Here is a 16,944-nt window from a genome sequence, read left to right on the forward strand (position 1 = left end):
ATGCACGAGGTGCTGCGAGCGCTGATCGACCGGGACCGCGCCGTCGTCGACCAGGAGATGTGGGGGTCCTTCTGGGACCAGCTGCGTGACGGCGCCCTCCGCTCCGGCGAGACGGTGGCGCTGCTGTCCTCGCTGTCCACCCGGATGCCCGATCGGGACACGCTGGTCGCCATGCTCCGCTCGCTGGACGAGCGCCGGCCGGCCGTCACCGCGCGGCTGGACCGCACGGCCAACATCGTCGGCACCGGAGGCGGGCCGGCCACGTTCAACATCTCCACCGCGGCGGCGTTCGTCGCCGCCGCCCTGGGCGTGCGCATCGTCAAGACGGGATCCCGCGCCTACACGAGCACCTGCGGCTCCCACGACCTGCTCGACCGCCTCGGCATCGGAACGACCACCTCCTACGAGCAGACCGACGCCCTGCTGGAACGCTTCGGCATCGCCTTCCCGGGGAACTTCGTCTACCCGCGGGAGGTGGCACTGCTGGCCCGGAGCATCGTGCCGATGGACCTGCGGATGATCGGCGGATTCATCAACTCCGTCGGCCCCTTCCTGGCCGCGGTGCCGGTCTCCGCCCAGCTCGTCGGTGTCTCGGACCATTCGCTGCTGCCGACTCTGGGCCAGGTCGCCGTCACCGTTGCCGACCGGAGGATCTGGCTGTGCTCCAACGAGCTGGGAGTCGACGAGCTCGTCAGCTCCGTCGACAACGTCGTCCTCACCAATGACGGCACCGACGCGATCCGACTGCGGGCCGAGGCTCCCGGGGCTCCCGGCGACGGCACCGGCGAGGGCACCGGCGCGATCGCCGGACTACGGCCGACCAGCGAGGGCGAGGACGTGGTCGACCACTTCCTCGGCGTGCTCTCCGGAGCCGGGACGGCTCTCGCAACGCGGACCGTCTGCCTGAACGCCGCCGCCCTGGCCGTCGCGAGCGGGCTGATCGACGGCTGGCCGGAGGCGATCAGGGCGGCCGACGACGCCCTCCGCAGCGGCGCCGCCCGCGACCTCGTCGACCGCTTGCGCGCGCACCCGGCGCGCCGCGTGACAACCACGGCGCGTGCGCGGTGAGCGGGTTCTTCGCACGCCGGCCACCGGACCAGCCCGGCCTGGCGATGTTCCTCAACGCCGGAGATCCCCCGCTGCCCGTCCTGGCCGACGTCATGCGGATGCTCGACGACTGCCGCGTGGACTGCCTGGAGCTGGCGGTGCCCTTCCCCCACTCGGTCACCGACGGGCCGGTCATCCGCCGATCGGCGCAGCGGGCCCTGGCCGACGACGTCGGACTCGACGAGGTGCTCGGACTCCTCAGCGGGATCCTGCCCCGACTGCGCCACCTGCGGGTGGCGCTGCTGGCCGACTGGAGCCACACGGTCAGAGGCCTGACCGTGCCCGGCTTCGTCCGGCGGGTCGCCGACTCGGGCGTCGACGGCCTGCTGGTCCACGGCCTGCCGCCGCGGCTACGGGCCGGCTACCTCGAAGCGGTGCAGGAGGCGGGGCTGCCCGTGGTCGCCACCTGCTACGCCGCGTCGACGGCCGAGGTGAAGGCCGCAGCCGCCGAGTCCGCCACCGCGTACCTGTACCTGGTGGCGCACTACGGCCGCAGCGGCGGCGAGCTCACGGCCGACCGCCAGGAGCTGGCCGACGCGCTGGCCGCACTGCGCAGGACGACCGCCGTACCGATCGCCGTCGGATTCGGCGTCCGCTCCCGGGCGGACATCGACCTGCTGCACGGCCTCGGCGCCGACGCCGCGGTCGTGGGCAGCGCCGGGGTCGCCCGGATCGAGCACGCCCTCGCCGAAGGGGCCGACGTGGTCGAGGAGTTCCACACCTTCGTACAGACCGTTTCGCCGTACTCAGCAAACCGCTGATTCGGCAAGCCGCTCACTCAACAAACTGCTCATTCAGCAAACCGCTCACTCAACAAGCCACTCATTCAGCAAACCGCTGATTCGGCAAACCGCTAGGAGGCACACCCGATGATCGTCCGACGCCTTGACGAGGTGACCACCGTGGACTGGGGCAACGGGCTCAGCCGCAGGTTCCTTCTCGAATCCGACGGCCTGGGCTACACGATGACGGACACCACCGTCCGCGCCGGCACCAAGTCGAGGCTGGAGTACCGCCGTCATCTGGAGGCCTGCTACTGCATCGAGGGAACGGGGCAGGTCGTGAACGCCGACGGCACGTCCCACCCGATCGAGCCGGGCACGCTGTACGCGCTCGACCTGCACGACGCCCACTTCCTGATCGCGGACCAGGACGCGGACCTCCGCCTGGTGTGCGTGTTCTCGCCCGCGTTGCGCGGCGACGAACGCCACAACCTGGACTCGACCGATTTCTCCGAGTACTAACAGGACTGACAGATGATCAGCTGGAACGCCGACCAGATCGCTCTGGGCGAGGGCATCGCCCAGTGGTGCGAGGAACTCAGCTCGGGCCATCTCGAAGGGGACGCGGAAGGCGCCTTCCCGTGGGACAAGTGGAAGCTGATCCAGCGGTCCGGAGTCCTCGGCCTGCCGTTCGACGAGCAGTGGGGCGGGCTGGGCCAGGACCTGCTCACCACCATGCACGTGCTCGAACAACTCGGCACCGGGTGCCGTGACGGCGGACTGAACTTCTCGGTCGCCACCCACCTGGTCAGCGTCGGAGTCCCGCTGCAGCGGTTCGGCTCGCCGGAGCTCAAGGCGCGCCACCTGCCGGGGATCTGCTCGGGAGAGACGATCGGGGCGCACGCGATCAGCGAGACCGAGAGCGGCTCCGACGCGCTGGCGATGAGGACCACCGCCACCCGCGAGGGCGACGGCTTCGTGCTGCGGGGCGGCAAGGCCTTCATCACCAACGGCCCGGTGGCCGACGTGTTCGTGGTCTACGCGCGCACCCACCCGAAGGCCGGCCCGCTCAGCATCACCGCCTTCGTCGTGGAGCGGGACACCCCGGGGCTCGTCGTCGGGCCGCCCGTCGCCACCATGGGGCTGCGGACGGCGCCGCTGGGCGAACTGCACTTCGACGACTGCCGGATCCCCGCATCCGCCGTGATCGGCCGGGTCGGATCAGGGTTCCTGGTCCTGGACCACGTGATGAAGTGGGAGATCCTCTGCTCCTTCGTCATCAACACCGGGCAGATGCGCTACCGGCTCGACCGCTGCGTCGAGTACGCCAAGGAGCGCGTCCAGTTCGGCAGTCCGATCGGCTCGTACCAGTCGATCTCCCACAAGCTCGTGGACATGAGCATCGGCTTGGACACCGCGCGGAAGTGGCTCTACGACACGGCCGTCCGGCTGACGGAGGGCGAGAACGTCACGAGGGACATCGCCGTCAGCAAGGTCCTCGCCAGCGAGAGCAACCTCTCCTCCGCGCTGGCCGCCGTGCAGATCTTCGGCGGCAGCGGGTACCTGGCCGAGTACGGACTGGAGAAGGACGTGCGCGACGCGGTCGCCGGCCCGATCTACTCGGGCACGTCGGAGATCCAACGCAACCGCATCGCCGCCATGTTGGGGTTGTGACACCTGATGCTGGTCAAGATCTGCGGAGCCGCCTCGGCCGAGGACGTGGCATCGCTCGACAGCGCCGGAGCCGACTTCGTCGGCCTGTGGCACGGCGTCCCAGGCGGCCGTGCCGACCTGACGCTCAGTCAACTCACCTCCCTCGCCGACGCCGTACACCGAACGGCGCGCATGCATCCGGTCCTCGTGACCTTCCTCAACGACGCCGAGACGCTGCGCGCGGCGACGGCCGCGGCCCGGGTCCGGTGGGTCCAACTGCACGGCTACCAGCCGCCGGGCCTGGTCCGCGCCCTGAAGGGCACCACGGACCTCACCGTGGTCAAGGTGCTGCACCTCGGCACGGACACCCGCGCGGAGCGGTCCCTGATCGCGGCGTACGAGCGGGCCGGAACGGACCTCTTCCTGCTGGACGCGGTCGCCGGAGACGGCCGGATCGGCAGCACCGGGCAACCGGCGGACTGCGGGGCCGTCATCGAGATCGCGGACCGCCTCTCGCGGCCCTTCCTGCTGGCCGGCGGCATCTCGGCCGACAACCGGGAGGACTACCGGGCGGTGCTGGACCACCCCCTGTTCCTGGGCATCGACGTGGACACGGCGGCCAGGGACGGCGACGGACGACTGAGCGCCGACCGGGTCACGGCCGTACGGCGCGGCTGGCGTGATCCGAAAGCGAGGGCCTAGATGACGGCCGCGTTCATCGAGGCGCTGCTGGACGCCCGCCGACCGGTGATCATGGAGCTCAAACGGCAGGACGCCGCCGGGCACGACCTGTTCGGTGACAGGTCGGCCGCCCGGCTGGTCGCCGACTACCAGGACGTCGGCGCACCCTGCCTGTCCGTGGTGACCGGCCAGTGGTTCGGCGGCACCCCGGACCTGCTGCACGAGGTCGTGGCGGCGACGGACCTGCCCGTGCTGCAGAAGGACTTCATCACCCGCCGGAGCCAACTGCACCAGGCCCGCGAGAGCGGCGCGTCCGCGGTCCTGCTCACCGCCGCGCTGCTGCCGCGCACCACCCTGGGCCATCTGGTCGAGCTCGGCCTGAGCCTGGGCCTGACGCCGTTCGTCGAGGTCACCACCGAGGAGGAGATCAGCCGCGTGCCGCGCGCCGAGGAGTGCGTGGTCGCGGTGAACAACAAGGACATCGCCACCCGCGAACGCGGCGCGGGCGACCTCGGGCGAAGCTCGTCACTCCTGCCCGCGGTGCTGGGCAGCGGTACCCGGTGCCCGGTGAGTGCCGGGGCCATCCGCGGCCCCGATGACGCCGCCCGCCTGCTCGGTGAGGGCTTCGCCGGTGTACTCATCGGAACGGGCCTCCTGCGCGCCGCCAGCCTTCCGCAATGGCTGGACGGCCTCGACACCCACCTCGACTCCCGTCTTGGCACCCACCTCGACTCCCGTCTTGGCACCCACCTCGACTCCCGTCTTGGCACCCGTCTCGACGCCGGCCGCGAACCGGCTCCACCCGTCCGCCGCCCGGCGGACCCCCCGACCACCGACATCTGGAGGTAACGGCATGACCAGCGAAGCATCCGAGCAGTGGAAGGTCGTCGTCAACGACGAGGAGCAGTACTCGATCTGGTCCGCCGACCGCGAGTCGCCGGCGGGCTGGCGCGAGGTCGGCGTCCGGGGCGCGAAGGACGAATGCCTCGCGCACATCGAACACGTGTGGACCGACATGCGCCCCCGCAGCCTGCGTCTGCGGTCCGTCCCGGAGGGCGGTGCGCAGTGAACCGGACGCTCGCACCGCACGGCGCACGCCCGGTGGCCGAGCCCCTGCTCTCCACCACCCTGAACCTCCCGGGGTGCCAGGCCCGGGGCTGGGTCGTCGTCGACTCCATGGTCGACGGCCTGGCCCTGGGCGGCACCAGGATGACCCGGACGGTGACCGAACAGGAGCTGACCGGGCTCGCCAGGGCGATGACCCACAAGCTGGCACTGGTCGGCCTGCCCATCGGTGGCGCCAAGGCCGGCATCGCACCCGATCCGGGCGCCACCGTCGAACGGCGGGCGGTGATGCGGGGGTTCGGCCGCGCCGCGGCCCCGCTGCTGCACGGCGGGGTGTACCTGGGGTGCGACCAGGGCACCACCTACGCCGACCGGCAGGTCGCCTTCGAGGCCGCCGGGTACGACGTCACCCGCCGCCCCGGCACCACCCGTCTCACCGTCGACTGGGCCGAACTGTGGGACCACATGGCCGACATCACCGGGTTCGGCGTGGCCGTCGCGGTGCTCGGGGCCCTACGGGCCTCCGGTGCGCGGACCCCGCAGCGCATCGCGATCCAGGGCTTCGGCACCGTCGGGCGCGCGGTGGCCGGCCACCTGGCCGCCCACGGCCACTCGGTGGTGGCCGTGGCCGACGTCCGGGGCACCATCGAGGACCAGCGCGGACTGCCCGTCGCCGAACTCGCCGCGCTCACCAGCAGCGACGGCACGATCGACCGGAGCCGCCTGCCCGCCCGGGTCACCGTCCACGGGCCCGGCCAGGCGTGGCTGCACGTCGACGCCGACGTGCTGGTGCTGGCGGCATCCGCCTCCGCGGTCGACGAGGAGGCGGTGCCGGCGGTCCGGGCCGGCCTGGTGGTCGAGGGCGGAAACCTGAGCTGCACCCCGCCCGCCCGCCGGTTGCTGCGCGAGGCCGGCCACACCGTCCTGCCGGACGTGGTCGTCAACGTCGGCGGAGCGGCGGCAACCGGGTGCGTGCTCGCCGGGCTGGCCCCGTCCGACCTGCCGCTCCCGCAGCTGTCCGAGTGGCTGCGCGAATGGGTCTCCAGCAGGATCGCCAGGAACTGCGAGCTGGTGCAGGAGCTGAGCGCCTCGGGCAGCGCCGATCCGGTCGCGCAGCTCCTCGGTTCGCGCGGAGCCCCGGCCGGCGCCTCCGAACCGGAGGTGCCGGCCGAGCGGTGACCCGGCGGGAGGTGCCGGCCGAGCGGTGACCCGGCGGGAGGACGCGCCCTCGGGCCTCACTCGAACGTGGCTTTACTCGAAGCGAACCGCCCCCTTCGTGGTTGCTAGCCTCCCGGGATGACCGCGACATTCGACGAAGCCGTCCGCGCCCGGCTGCGGGCACCCAACATCTGGTACGTCGGCACCGTGTTCGCCGACGGAGCACCGCAGGTCAGCCCGATGTGGGTGGATCTGGAGGGCGAGGGGGAACTGACGTTCAACACCTCGGTGGGGCGGGTGAAGGAGGAGAACCTCCGTCGCGACCCGCGCGTCTACCTCTCGCACGCGGACGCCACCGACCCCTTCGACCGCGTGCAGATCAGTGGCGTGGTGGCCCGCTTCGTCGAGGGCGAGGAGGCGCGTGACCGGATGGACCGGCTGGCCCGCAAGTACCTGGGCGTCGAACGCTTCGAGTGGACCATGCCCGGTGAGCAGCGGGTCGCGGTGATCGTGCGCCCGCTCAAGGTGCGGCACATCGTCGGGGTGGAGCGCTTCCGTCCCGGCGGGCCCGTCCCTGCCCCTGAGTAGCACTCCTGCCGGGCGTCGTCATCGAGACCCGGCGACGGGTCGCCGTTCCGGAGGCCGGTGCGGAGGCCGGTGCGGAGGCCGGTGCGGAGGCCAGTGCAGCGACTCGTCAGCGACCGAAGCGACCGAAGCGACTCAAGGTCGGCGGTCAGTGCGCGCATGCGCGACCGGCCGCGCGTGAACCCGGCTCCCCTCATCAGGCCCCTCGGGATCGATCATCTAGGCTGGCGCGGTGACTGATGAGCAGGAGCGGGTGCAGCCGTCGGGAGTGTGGGCCACGGCGGTGGGGGTGGCCAGGGTGCGGGCGCTGGAGACCGAGCGGGTGGACGCGTTGTTCCGCGACCCGCTGGCACAGGCCTTCGCCACCGCCGGCGGCCTGTGGCCCTCCTCGCCGCCACCCGCTGACGAGTCCGCGCGCCGCCGCCGACTGACCGTGTCGTTCTCCATCGTCATCAGGACGAAGTTCCTCGACGACCTGTTGCGGCAGGCCTCCGCGTCCGGGGTCCGGCAGGTCGTACTGCTCGGCGCCGGCATGGACAGCCGCGCCTTCCGGATGGACTGGCCCGAGGGCACCCGGCTGTTCGAGGTCGACACCTCCGCGCCACTGGACTTCAAGGCCTCGGTGCTGCGCCAGGAGCGGGCCGTCGCACGCTGCGAGCGGATCACCGTCGCGGCGGATCTGCGGGAGGACTGGCCGGCCGCGCTGGCCGCCGCAGGGCACGACCCGGCCGCGCCGACCGTGTGGATCGCCGAAGGACTGCTGATCTATCTGCCCGAGGACGCGGTGGAGCTGCTGCTGGCCCGGATCAGCGCGCAGTCGGCGGCAGGCAGTCGGATGGGGCTGACGTTGGGCTCGCGCGGCGTGATCGAGCGCTTCGGCGCGGACGCCGTGCCGGGCTCGGCGGCGTCCATGTGGGTCTCGGAGATGCCCGACGACCCGGTGCGCTGGCTGGCCGGGCACGGCTGGGAGGCCGACAGCCACACCCTGCGCGAGCGCGCCGCCGCCTACGGCCGCCCGGTCAGCACCCCGGCGCAGCGCGAGGAGCAGCCCGGCGGACTGGTCTCGGCGGTCCGCCGGTAGGGCGCCTCCCGGTTCCCCGGTTCCCCGGTTCTCCGGTTCTGCGGTTCTGCGGTTCCCCGGATCATCGGTTCCAGGGGAGCCTGATCCGCCCAACAGCCGCCCGGACGCTGCCACTTCACGTGAACGAATCCAGGCCGCCGGCGGGGACGTCCCGCTGGAGGTCGCGGATGTGCGGGACCGTGGCCGCCACGTCCAGCGCGTTCCGGCAAAGGGTTCGTCAACGGTCATTCCCGAACTCCCGGATCCCGCAGGTGGCATGCCCACCGGGTCCGGCCGGACCGGCATTCGCCGTGGTCGGGAGGTGGAGGGGAGTTGGCGAAATCGTGTCCATGACCGGTCCGGCCCCGTTGACCGCCGGTACGGCCGGGCGGTTGGCTCGGCCCGAGCCGGCCGGCGGGGGCGGGAGGCGGTACGGCCCGAGGCAAGGGGAGGACGGTTCAGGTGGAACGGACGAACGCGAGGACCCGCGGCCGGTGGGCGGTACGGGCCGGCAGCGTGCTGGCAGCCGCACTCCTGGCCGCCACCACGGCCCAGGTCCAGGCCCAGGCCCAGGCCGCGCCGCTCCCGGAGGGCACCGTCACGGTGAACGTCGCCCCCGACGGCACCCCGGCCGACGACTGGTCGGAGCCGCTCGGCCTGAGCGCCGACGGCCGCTACGCCCTCTTCACCTCGCTGGCCGCCAACCTGGTGCCCGGCGACACCAACCGCCTGTACGACGTGTTCGTCCGCGACCTGTGGACCGGGCACACCGAGCGGGTGAGCGTGGCCGACGACGGCGGCCAGCTCGACGGCTCCACCAACCAGGCGGCGATCAGCGCCGACGGCCGGTACGTGGCCTTCAGCACGAACGCCGCCGACGTCGTCCCGGGGCAGCACGGCGGCGGCCGGTTCGACGTCTACGTCCGCGACCGCTGGACCGGCCGCACCGAACCGCTCAGCGCGGGCACCGGCGCCGGCAACTCGCTCGACCCGGCGATCAGCGCCGACGGCCGGTACGTCGCGTACACCTCGGACCGCTCCGACCTCGCCCCCGGCACCCAGCCCGGCGTCCAGCCCGGCGTCCAGAACATCCACCTGACGGACCGCCGGACCGGCACCACCCGTCTGGTCAGCACCGGCCGCGACGGCGCCCCCGCCGACGGCGGCTCGGTCGAGCCCTCACTCAGCGCCGACGGCCAGACCGTCGCCTTCCGCTCCAAGGCGACCAACCTGCTGCCGACCGCGCCCACGACGGCCACAACGGCCACGGCCGCCACCAAGCCCCCGCCCGCACGGCAGCTCTTCCCGCTCTACACCTACGACGCGCGCACCGGCCGGATCCAGGGCGCCAGCATCGACGCCGCCGGCACCCTGCGCGACGCCGCCAAGGCCGGACGCCTCAGCCCCGACGGCCGCTACGCCCTCTTCCGCGTCTTCGAGCGCGAGCAGGACGTCGTCCAGGTCCGCCTCTACGCCCGCGACCTGCGCACGGGCACGGTGACCACGGTCTCCGCCGTCGACTCCCAGCCCGCCGTCATGACCGCCGACGACCGCTGGGTCTACTTCGCCTCCGACTCCGCCGCCCTCGTCCCCGGCGACACCAACGGCGTCGCGGACGTCTTCCGCCGCGACCTGTGGACCGGCCGGACCGAACGCGTCAGCACGGCGGCCGACGGCAGCCAGCGCCCCGGCGCCTCCACCGCCCCCAGCGTGGACGCCCTCGGCACGACGGTCCTGTTCAGCACCCTGAACGGAACCGGCGCGGAGCTCCTGGCCCGCCGCCTGCCGCCACTCTGACTCCGGTCGAACTCCCCTCTCCGGCACTCCCGATGACGGCGACGGTGCAACGCGCCGGAGAGGGTCCAATTCGGTTGAGCGGCCGACACGGCCCTGATAACAATGTGACATGATACAAGGACTCAAGATCGCCCTCCGCGCACGCCACGAGAGCGACGTAGCCGTTCTGCAGACCGAACTGTACGACGACGTCGCCGTCCGATCCCGGGCCGACTCCCGCCCCTGGCGGCCCATCTCGCCGGGCGCGGCAGAGTCCCCCTACGCGCTGACCCCGCCCTCGGAGGAAGCGGCCTGCTTCTCCGTACTGGAGCTGGCCTCGGGGGAGTTGGCCGGGGAGGCCGTGCTCTGGGGCATCGACACCCACAACCGCACCGCCCACCTCGGGATCGCCCTGCGCCCGGGCCTGCGCGGCCGGGGCCTGGGCACGGATGTGGTCAGGGTGCTCTGCCAGTACGGCTTCGCGGTACGCGGCTTGCACCGGCTGCAACTGGAGACCCTCGCCGACAACACTCCGATGATCGCGGCCGCCCGCAGGGCCGGCTTCACCCTGGAGGGAACGCTCCGCCGCTCCGCCTGGGTGTGCGGCGAGTTCGCGGACGAGGCCGTCCTCGGGCTCCTCGCCGAAGAGTGGAGGCCGTGACCATACCTACCAACACGGAGATCATCGGCCTGGCCCTGGACCGGATCACGGCCGGGTACGTCTTCCCCCAGCGAGTCGTGGGTGTCGTGCCGGACCTCGCCACCACCTCGGGGCAGGCGCTTGCGGCGGCGCACAAGGACGCACTGCACCGCGCGGCATAGCCGCCTCAGCGCCTTCGGTGACGCCCGGAGCCTTGCAGGGACCGGGACGTCGGGGCCGCTTGCGGGGTGGCCGATCCGGTCGGCGACGGGTGGGGCGCCGTCGGCCGGGGCGAGGCTCCGGATGACGACGTTGACGTCGACCGCGGTGATGATCACACGGAACGGGATACCGCCGCCGTCGCTGATCAGGTGGTCCTTGTGGATCCGACGTTCGTCATCCTGAAGGCCGCGAAAGGGTGAACTGCTCCATCTCGGTCCCGTAGTAGCGGTCAGTCAGTCCGCGCCCGGCCATCCCCAACCGGCGGCAGACCGCCATCGAAGGATCGTTGCCCGGCCGAACGACCGCGTGGACCTCCGCCAGCCCGCTCGCGAACCCGGCCGCCACCAGAGCCTGGGCCGCCTCAGTGGCGAAACCGCTCCCCCAGCTGTCGGGATGGAAGTGCCACCCCACCTCCACCGCGCCGTCCCCGTCCGGAATCGGCGCCAGCAGCACCGTGCCTACCAGCACTGCCGTGTCCCGCCGCTCCACGGCCCAGCACCCGAACGGCGGGTTCACCGACCGTTCCCGGAAGCGCCCGATCAGCGCCTCCGCGGCCCCCTCGTCCGCCAGCACCTTCGGCTCCGCGCCCAGCCACCGGGCGACCTCCCAGCGGGAGTAGATGTCCAGCGCACGGTCGCGGTCGGCGGGCCGCCACTGGCGCAGGGTCAGGCGTTCGGTCTCGTACACGGGATCTCCGGGGTGAGGGTGGGCATGCCTGCGGGCGATCCTCCTCCTCGTGGACCACAGCAGCCACGGGATTTCCGTCGCGTGGAGTGCCGACCCCCTTGCTCGGCGAACGTCACCGCCACCCGCCGTCGACGACGCCGTCACCACCGGCTCCAGCAGCTCCTGGTGAGCCCGGATCCGTTTCACAGGGGCCTTGCCAGACACTACGGTCACCGTACTATGGTGGGGAACGTGAAGAACAAACGCTCCATGCAGGAGCCGACCTTCCTGCTCCTCACCGCGCTGGCCGACCGGCCCCGGCACGGCTACGCGCTCGGCGACGAGGTCGCCGCGATCTCCGAAGGCCGGGTACGGCTCGGCGCCGGCAGCCTGTACGGCACCCTCGACCGGCTCCTGGCCGAGGGGCTGATCCGCGTCGAGCGCGAGGAGACGGTGGACGGGCGCCCCCGGCGCGTGTTCGCCCTCACCCCGGACGGTGAACAGTCGCTCAGGAACGAGGCCGAACGCCTCCGCTCCGCACTGCGCGAGGCCGACCGGCGCCTGACGCAGACCTGGACCCGTCCCGCAGGAGGCACGGCATGACCTCGAAGCACCCCTTGAACACGCGCCTGCTGCAACGGGCCCTCCGGCTGTACCCGGCTTCCTACGGCGCCGGTGCACTCGCGGAGGTCGCCGACCTCGCCCAGCACCGGATCGCCCGCTCCGGCTCCGCGGCGGGGCTGCGCGAGGTGGCCGACGTAGCCGGGCACGGGGCCCGGCTCCGGCTGGGGATGGTCTCCCACCGGCCGCCGGGCCGGGCGTTCGCCACCGCGGCGCCGCTCGCCGCGATGCTGGCCGGAACGTACGCGGCGACCTACCTGTGGCGGAACCTGCGGCTCGCCATCAGCCCCGAGTCCCCCGGCTTCCCCGCCGGAGTCCCGGTGGGAGGCGCGCTCCTGGCGGCGATGTCGCTGCTCGTCCCCGCTGTGCTGACGGCCTGCGCGGTCGTGGCCGGCCGCTGGTCGGCCGCACGGGCCCTGGCCCTGGTGTCGCTGGTACTGGCACCGCTGTTCTACGCCATGTGCCGCTTCGGGCTGCTCGACCTCGACTTCCGCACCGCGGCCGAACTCGGCCTCGGCCCCCGGGGGTTCGGGCTGATCGTGCTCAACACCCTCGTCCTGCTGGTCGCCCCGCCGGACCGGACCCGCAGGACCGGTGCCGGGCTCTGGCTGGTCGCCGCCACGGTCACGGCCCTGGGCATCGGCGCCACGATCACCGGCGAGTCCGCCGAGCGGATCCTCACCTCCGGCTTCGGCACCTGGGCCCCGCTCGCCACCGGTGCCGCCCTGGCCTTCACCGCCCGGACGGCCGGGAACGCGGCCCTGGCCGCGACCGTCCTGGCGGCGCCGCCCGTACTCACCCCCGTACTCCTCGGCGGCCACGCGTCGGTCGCGGCGATGCTGCCTCAGCTCCTCATCCCGTCCGCCTTCGGCTACCTGACGGCCCGAAGCGCGATCCTCCTCATCGACCGTCTCCCCCGACGGGGCCGTGTCTCCCGCCCCTGACCGGCTCCGCGCCAGGACGCCCTGGCCCTCTCCCCCGGTGAGTCCGGCCGGCCGGAGCTCGGCGAAGGCCGACGCGCCGAGGTGCTGCAACAAGGTCGGTAGGTCCGGACATCGGTCTGTCGGAACAGCCGTTGTGCTCACGGCTTCGACAGCACCGATGTCGAGGCGCCCTTGCTGGAACTGACGGCCTACCGAGAAACCACCACCCGACTCCATCCGCGACCGGGGCGACCGGACGTGGCGGCGAGTTCCGTGGGCGGTCCGCTGCGTGACCGACCACCGGCACCACCCGGGTCGAACCGAGTGTCGCCCGCATGCTCAGTTCCTCGACGCTGGTCACCGCGCACCTCCGACCACGACGGGCACGAGGCGGCGATGTCACCTCACGTGCTTCCGCGTCCACCGATTCGTCGAGCTGGCCTGACCGGTCGTTGGCGCGGAGAGGGTCTGCGAGGTACGGCTCGGCGGGTCGGATGGACACGGTCGCGGCAACCGGGCCCGGCCGGGTGTCAGGGGTGGTAGTCGGTGAGGGTGTGGGTGGGGGTCCAGCCCTGGGCGCGGGCGCGGGTGAGGTCAAGGACGACGCTGCGGGTGAGGAGGTCGACGGTGTAGGGGGTGAGTCCGGGGATGCGGGTGGTGCGGGCGGCGAGGCGGGCGAGGGGTTCGGGGAGGTGGGCGATGCGGGCGGGGACGCGGTGGGCGGCGAGGACGTGGCGCAGGGCGTCGTCGCGGCGGTAGGGGGTGGCGTCGGCGATGTTGTAGGCGCCAGGCGGCCAGGGCGGGGTGCCGGTGAGGCCGAGGGCGGACAGGCAGGCGTCGGTGAGGTTGGCGACGGCGGTGAGGCTGAGCGGGATGTCGCGGCCGGGCAGCGGGAGCAGGCCGTGCCGGGCGCGGGCGAGCAGTTGGGGGACGAGGTGGGGGTCGCCGGGGCCGTAGACGGCGCGGGGGCGCAGGACGACGGCGCCGACCGCGAGGGCGAGGCGTTCGGCGGCGGCCTTGGTGCGGCCGTAGGCGTTGAGGTGGCCGGCGGCGGTGGGGTGGTCCTCGGTGACGGCGGCGGCGGGGGCGGCGGGGGCGGTGCGGGCGGTGGTGCGCGGGTCGTAGACGCTGGCGCTGCTCACGTGGACGAGGGTGCGGTCGCCGGCCGCGCGCAGGACGCGTTCGGTGCCGGTGACGTTGACGGCGTGCTGGTGGGCTTCGGCGGGATCGCCCGGGGGCAGGTCGGCGACGGCGGCGGCGCAGTGGACGACGAGGTCGGCGCCGGTGAAGTCGGGCTCGCCCTCGTCTGCGTCCCAGGGGCGGTGGCGGCCGACCGGGCCGGGGCGGCGGCCGTGGCAGGAGACTTCGAGGCCCAGGGCGGCGGCGGTGCGGGCGAGGTGGGCGCCGCAGAAGCCGGTGGCGCCGGTGATGGCGAGGTGCATCAGGATCTTCCCCGTCGGACGGTGAGTTCGGCGTAGCCGGGCAGGGCGCTGCGGCGGTCGACCCGCGCGCGGGTGACGACCGGGTGGTGGGGGGCGAGCGCCAGGAGGAGGTCGGCGAGCAGGGCGCGGGCCAGTCCGGCTCCGGGGCAGGCGTGCGGGCCGGCGCCGAAGACGGCCTGGGTGGCGGCGGGATCGTCGGCCGGGCCGCGGCGGTGGGCCCGGGCGGCGTGCCGGGCGACCAGGACCAGCCGGTCGCCGGCCCGTACGGGGTGCCCGGCGAGGGTGGTGTCGGCGGCGGCGACCCGGGGCAGCAGCGGGGACGGGGCGGTCAGGCGCAGGAGTTCGGCGGCGAGGCGGGGTGCGGTCGTCTCGCTCACAGTCGGCCAGAGCCCGGCGTCGGAGCACCAGGCGACGGCCCGGGGCAGTGCGGCGACGGTGGTGTTCACGGCGGCGACGGCCACCATGGCGTCACGTGCGTCGGGCGCGTCGGGCGCGTCGGGCAGCAGGGCGGCGAGCCGGGCCGCGGCGGCGACCGTGGCGGCGACCGCGTCCGGGCCGCGGCGGCGGAGGCCCGGGAGGTGGTCGCGGGCGGCGTGGGCGGCGGCGTCGGCCGCGGCGTGGGCGAGGCGGTGCGGGCAGGACTGCGCGCCGGTCAGGGCGGCGGCCGTGACACCGGCCAACTCGCGCGCCAGTGAGACGATTTCGAGCTCGCCGGCGGCAAGGTCCGGGATCCGCGTCGCGAGCACGGCCTGCCAGTGCGGGCGGATCCGTTGCTGTGCGGCGGTGTCGAGGCCGCCGGCCAGGGCGCGGCGGGCGCTTCGGTGTTCGGCGCCGTCCTGGTCGAACAGCAGTCCGCCGACGGTGAGTTCGGCCGCTGCGCCGCCGGTGGTGCCGGGTGCGGTGCGGTCCAGCGGGACCTGGGTGAGCGCTTCGCGGTAGGCCTCGGTGCCGTGCACCAGCACGGTGCGGCCGAGCCGGACCACCGGGCGGCGGCGGGTGGCGGCGAGCAGGGCGAAGAGCAGGGGGTGGCTGCGCAGGTAGACCCGGCGGTCCCGGCGGCGGGCCCGGCGGGCGGCGGCGGGTGGGGGCGGCGGCGGGGGCACCGATGCGGGCGTCGGTGCGGTCATCGGTGCGGTCACGGGGTCGGTCACCGGTCCAGCTCCCGTGCGCAGTGCGCGGCGGCCGCCGCCCGGTCGGGCTTGCGGGAGCGGCCCGCGAGCGGGACCTCGCCGAACAGGACGGCGTCCGGCCGGGCCGCTGCCATCCGGTCGAGCGGTCGGCGCAGGGCCTCGCGCAGGCGCCGCGGGTCGGTACCCGGCGACGGCTGGACGAGGGCGACCAGCCGCTCGTCGCCGTCCCCGGCCGGAACGCCGACCAGGACGGCGAGTTCGACGCCCGGCAGGTGCAGCGCCGGTTCGTACAGGCCGGGGTAGATGTTCTCGGCGCGGCGCAGCACCATGTCCTTGAGGCGGCCGGCGAGGACGATCCGTCCGTCGGGGGTGAGCGCGGCGCGGTCGCCGGTGCGCACCCAGGGGTCGGGGTCCTCGCCGAGGTAGCGGTGGCGGGCGCCCGGGCCGGTGAGCAGCAGTTCACCGCCGGTGGCGATCCGGGCGCGGACGCCGGGCAGGGGGGCTCCGACCAGGTCGCCGTCCCCGTCGTGGGCGCTCTTGTCCGCCTCCTCGACGGCGGCGGCCGGGAACAGTTCGGTGAGCGCGTAGACGCTCCAGGCCTGGTGGGCGCCGGACTGCTTGACCCGGCGCAACAGGGCGGCGTCGGCCGGGGCCGAGCCCGTCCAGACCCGGCCGGTGAAGCGGGCCCCGGCGGCGAGGGCGGCGCGCAGTTGCGGTGGGGTGAGGTAGGTGTGGGCGGGGTCGAGGCGGGCGAGTTGACGGCCGAGCGCGGCGGGGCGGCGGGCGGGCAGCACCACGGCGGCGCCCGCGGCGAGGGCCGGGACGAGGACGAAGAACGTCCCGCCGAGGACGACCGTCCCGGGGCGCGGGTCGACCAGGTCGGCGACGGTGCGCAGCCCGGCGGCCAGCCCGTCCCGGGTGTGGACGACGGCGCGCGGGCGCGCGGTGGTGCCGGAGGTGAAGACGATCACCGCGTCCGTTTCCGGGCCGCCGTCAGGTCGGGCGGGCGGGGTCGCGCCGGCAGGGCGCAGGTGCGGCGCGCAGCCGGGCAGGCGGCGGCCCAGGGTGGCGACCGGCCCGAGTGCGGTGAGACGGGGCAGGGCGAGGTCGGCGCGGCGGGCGAGCGGCCCGGCCCAGCCGGCCACGGCCTGGGCGGCGGCGTCGGCGAGGACGAGATCGGGGCTGGCCAGGGTGAGCCGGGCGGCGAGCACGTCGGGCCCGGCGGTCGGGTCGAGGACGGCGATGCGCAGGCCCAGCCGGTGCGCGGCGAGCATGACGGCCAGTGCGCGCGGCCCGGGCCGGACGGCGACGCCGACGGTGTCGCCGGGGCCGAGGCCGTGGGCGTGCAGCGCGGCGGCGTAGCCGTCGGCCAGGTCGGCGAGTTCGCCGCGGCGGATCACCGGGCGGACGGTGCCCAGGCGGGTGTGGCGCAGGACGGCGGGCCGGTCGGGGTGGTCGGTGCGCAGGGCGTGGGTGAGCCGGTCGAGCATGGC

General features: G+C 74.0%; 20 protein-coding genes. 16 read left to right on the forward strand and 4 right to left on the reverse strand.

Going from position 1 to position 16,944, the window contains the following annotated elements; all coding sequences use genetic code 11:
- From ACIP37_RS20440 to ACIP37_RS20505, 14 genes are all read left to right on the forward strand, one after another.
- Nucleotides 1–1,068 (forward strand): anthranilate phosphoribosyltransferase, encoded by a 1,068-nt coding sequence (locus ACIP37_RS20440; RefSeq protein WP_400808362.1) that lies wholly within the window; start codon nucleotides 1–3, stop codon nucleotides 1,066–1,068.
- Complete coding sequence (trpA, locus tag ACIP37_RS20445; RefSeq protein ID WP_400808365.1) at nucleotides 1,065–1,868, forward strand: tryptophan synthase subunit alpha; 804 nt, start codon at nucleotides 1,065–1,067, stop codon at nucleotides 1,866–1,868. The genes ACIP37_RS20440 and trpA overlap by 4 nt, the downstream gene beginning before the upstream one ends.
- 108 nt (nucleotides 1,869–1,976) lie before the next feature.
- On the forward strand, nucleotides 1,977–2,351 hold the full coding sequence (locus tag ACIP37_RS20450; RefSeq protein WP_331744348.1) for an ectoine synthase: 375 nt from the start codon (nucleotides 1,977–1,979) through the stop codon (nucleotides 2,349–2,351).
- 12 nt (nucleotides 2,352–2,363) lie between these two features.
- Nucleotides 2,364–3,503, forward strand: a complete 1,140-nt coding sequence (locus tag ACIP37_RS20455) for an acyl-CoA dehydrogenase family protein (RefSeq protein ID WP_400808369.1) — start codon at nucleotides 2,364–2,366, stop codon at nucleotides 3,501–3,503.
- Between the two features lie 6 nt (nucleotides 3,504–3,509).
- On the forward strand, nucleotides 3,510–4,184 hold the full coding sequence (locus tag ACIP37_RS20460; protein ID WP_400808372.1) for an N-(5'-phosphoribosyl)anthranilate isomerase: 675 nt from the start codon (nucleotides 3,510–3,512) through the stop codon (nucleotides 4,182–4,184).
- Nucleotides 4,185–5,012 (forward strand): indole-3-glycerol-phosphate synthase, encoded by an 828-nt coding sequence (locus ACIP37_RS20465; protein ID WP_400808375.1) that lies wholly within the window; start codon nucleotides 4,185–4,187, stop codon nucleotides 5,010–5,012.
- Nucleotides 5,013–5,016: 4 nt separating this feature from the next.
- Entirely contained in the window at nucleotides 5,017–5,232 is a 216-nt protein-coding gene (locus ACIP37_RS20470; protein WP_363629998.1) for an MbtH family NRPS accessory protein, read from the forward strand.
- Between the two features lie 32 nt (nucleotides 5,233–5,264).
- Nucleotides 5,265–6,407 (forward strand): Glu/Leu/Phe/Val dehydrogenase dimerization domain-containing protein, encoded by a 1,143-nt coding sequence (locus ACIP37_RS20475; RefSeq protein WP_363583395.1) that lies wholly within the window; start codon nucleotides 5,265–5,267, stop codon nucleotides 6,405–6,407.
- Between the two features lie 117 nt (nucleotides 6,408–6,524).
- Nucleotides 6,525–6,974, forward strand: a complete 450-nt coding sequence (locus ACIP37_RS20480; protein WP_363629994.1) for a TIGR03618 family F420-dependent PPOX class oxidoreductase — start codon at nucleotides 6,525–6,527, stop codon at nucleotides 6,972–6,974.
- 229 nt (nucleotides 6,975–7,203) lie between these two features.
- Complete coding sequence (locus ACIP37_RS20485; protein WP_400808380.1) at nucleotides 7,204–8,052, forward strand: class I SAM-dependent methyltransferase; 849 nt, start codon at nucleotides 7,204–7,206, stop codon at nucleotides 8,050–8,052.
- 441 nt (nucleotides 8,053–8,493) lie between these two features.
- Nucleotides 8,494–9,828, forward strand: coding sequence for a hypothetical protein (locus ACIP37_RS20490; protein WP_400808383.1), 1,335 nt, complete (start codon nucleotides 8,494–8,496; stop codon nucleotides 9,826–9,828).
- A 109-nt stretch (nucleotides 9,829–9,937) separates the two neighbouring features.
- The gene (locus ACIP37_RS20495) at nucleotides 9,938–10,468 is read left to right on the forward strand and encodes a GNAT family N-acetyltransferase (RefSeq protein WP_400808386.1); all 531 of its coding nucleotides are present in this window, start codon (nucleotides 9,938–9,940) and stop codon (nucleotides 10,466–10,468) included.
- Entirely contained in the window at nucleotides 10,465–10,629 is a 165-nt protein-coding gene (locus ACIP37_RS20500) for a hypothetical protein (protein WP_400335213.1), read from the forward strand. Before ACIP37_RS20495 ends, ACIP37_RS20500 begins: the two co-directional genes overlap by 4 nt.
- 66 nt (nucleotides 10,630–10,695) lie before the next feature.
- Nucleotides 10,696–10,869 carry a hypothetical protein gene (locus ACIP37_RS20505; RefSeq protein WP_400808389.1) on the forward strand — a complete coding sequence of 58 codons (174 nt, stop codon included), beginning with the start codon at nucleotides 10,696–10,698 and terminating at the stop codon, nucleotides 10,867–10,869.
- Here the strand turns inward: ACIP37_RS20505 and ACIP37_RS20510 are convergent.
- Entirely contained in the window at nucleotides 10,844–11,356 is a 513-nt protein-coding gene (locus tag ACIP37_RS20510) for a GNAT family N-acetyltransferase (RefSeq protein WP_363629986.1), read from the reverse strand. The two genes, ACIP37_RS20505 and ACIP37_RS20510, sit on opposite strands and share 26 nt — an antisense overlap.
- A gap of 249 nt (nucleotides 11,357–11,605) precedes the next feature.
- Between ACIP37_RS20510 and ACIP37_RS20515 the strand changes: the two genes are divergently transcribed.
- Together ACIP37_RS20515 and ACIP37_RS20520 are read left to right on the forward strand one after the other, a co-directional pair.
- A complete protein-coding gene (locus tag ACIP37_RS20515; protein ID WP_079136622.1) occupies nucleotides 11,606–11,938 on the forward strand; it encodes a PadR family transcriptional regulator in 333 nt (110 codons plus the stop codon).
- Complete coding sequence (locus tag ACIP37_RS20520) at nucleotides 11,935–12,900, forward strand: hypothetical protein (RefSeq protein WP_400808392.1); 966 nt, start codon at nucleotides 11,935–11,937, stop codon at nucleotides 12,898–12,900. Before ACIP37_RS20515 ends, ACIP37_RS20520 begins: the two co-directional genes overlap by 4 nt.
- Before the next feature lie 509 nt (nucleotides 12,901–13,409).
- Here the strand turns inward: ACIP37_RS20520 and ACIP37_RS20525 are convergent.
- The 3 genes from ACIP37_RS20525 to ACIP37_RS20535 are packed head-to-tail and all read right to left on the reverse strand — an operon-like array spanning nucleotide 13,410 to nucleotide 16,941.
- On the reverse strand, nucleotides 13,410–14,321 hold the full coding sequence (locus tag ACIP37_RS20525) for an NAD-dependent epimerase/dehydratase family protein (RefSeq protein ID WP_400844198.1): 912 nt from the start codon (nucleotides 14,319–14,321) through the stop codon (nucleotides 13,410–13,412).
- Complete coding sequence (locus tag ACIP37_RS20530; RefSeq protein ID WP_400808398.1) at nucleotides 14,321–15,472, reverse strand: cytochrome P450; 1,152 nt, start codon at nucleotides 15,470–15,472, stop codon at nucleotides 14,321–14,323. Before ACIP37_RS20530 ends, ACIP37_RS20525 begins: the two co-directional genes overlap by 1 nt.
- Entirely contained in the window at nucleotides 15,469–16,941 is a 1,473-nt protein-coding gene (locus tag ACIP37_RS20535) for a class I adenylate-forming enzyme family protein (RefSeq protein WP_400808401.1), read from the reverse strand. Before ACIP37_RS20535 ends, ACIP37_RS20530 begins: the two co-directional genes overlap by 4 nt.
- Nucleotides 16,942–16,944: the final 3 nt, after the last annotated feature.

Origin of the sequence: Kitasatospora sp. NPDC088861 (assembly GCF_044750105.1) — a bacterium.
GTDB lineage: Bacteria > Actinomycetota > Actinomycetes > Streptomycetales > Streptomycetaceae > Kitasatospora.

Bases quoted from the DNA above. Each gene is read 5' to 3' on its own strand.
- ACIP37_RS20440 (WP_400808362.1), top strand. From the start codon at position 1: ATGCACGAGGTGCTGCGAGCGCTGATCGACCGGGACCGCGCCGTCGTC.
- ACIP37_RS20450 (WP_331744348.1), top strand. From the start codon at position 1,977: ATGATCGTCCGACGCCTTGACGAGGTGACCACCGTGGACTGGGGCAAC.
- ACIP37_RS20455 (WP_400808369.1), top strand. From the start codon at position 2,364: ATGATCAGCTGGAACGCCGACCAGATCGCTCTGGGCGAGGGCATCGCC.
- ACIP37_RS20460 (WP_400808372.1), top strand. From the start codon at position 3,510: ATGCTGGTCAAGATCTGCGGAGCCGCCTCGGCCGAGGACGTGGCATCG.
- ACIP37_RS20465 (WP_400808375.1), top strand. From the start codon at position 4,185: ATGACGGCCGCGTTCATCGAGGCGCTGCTGGACGCCCGCCGACCGGTG.
- ACIP37_RS20470 (WP_363629998.1), top strand. From the start codon at position 5,017: ATGACCAGCGAAGCATCCGAGCAGTGGAAGGTCGTCGTCAACGACGAG.
- ACIP37_RS20480 (WP_363629994.1), top strand. From the start codon at position 6,525: ATGACCGCGACATTCGACGAAGCCGTCCGCGCCCGGCTGCGGGCACCC.
- ACIP37_RS20495 (WP_400808386.1), top strand. From the start codon at position 9,938: ATGATACAAGGACTCAAGATCGCCCTCCGCGCACGCCACGAGAGCGAC.
- ACIP37_RS20515 (WP_079136622.1), top strand. From the start codon at position 11,606: ATGCAGGAGCCGACCTTCCTGCTCCTCACCGCGCTGGCCGACCGGCCC.
- ACIP37_RS20520 (WP_400808392.1), top strand. From the start codon at position 11,935: ATGACCTCGAAGCACCCCTTGAACACGCGCCTGCTGCAACGGGCCCTC.
- ACIP37_RS20525 (WP_400844198.1), bottom strand. From the start codon at position 14,321: ATGCACCTCGCCATCACCGGCGCCACCGGCTTCTGCGGCGCCCACCTC.
- ACIP37_RS20535 (WP_400808401.1), bottom strand. From the start codon at position 16,941: ATGCTCGACCGGCTCACCCACGCCCTGCGCACCGACCACCCCGACCGG.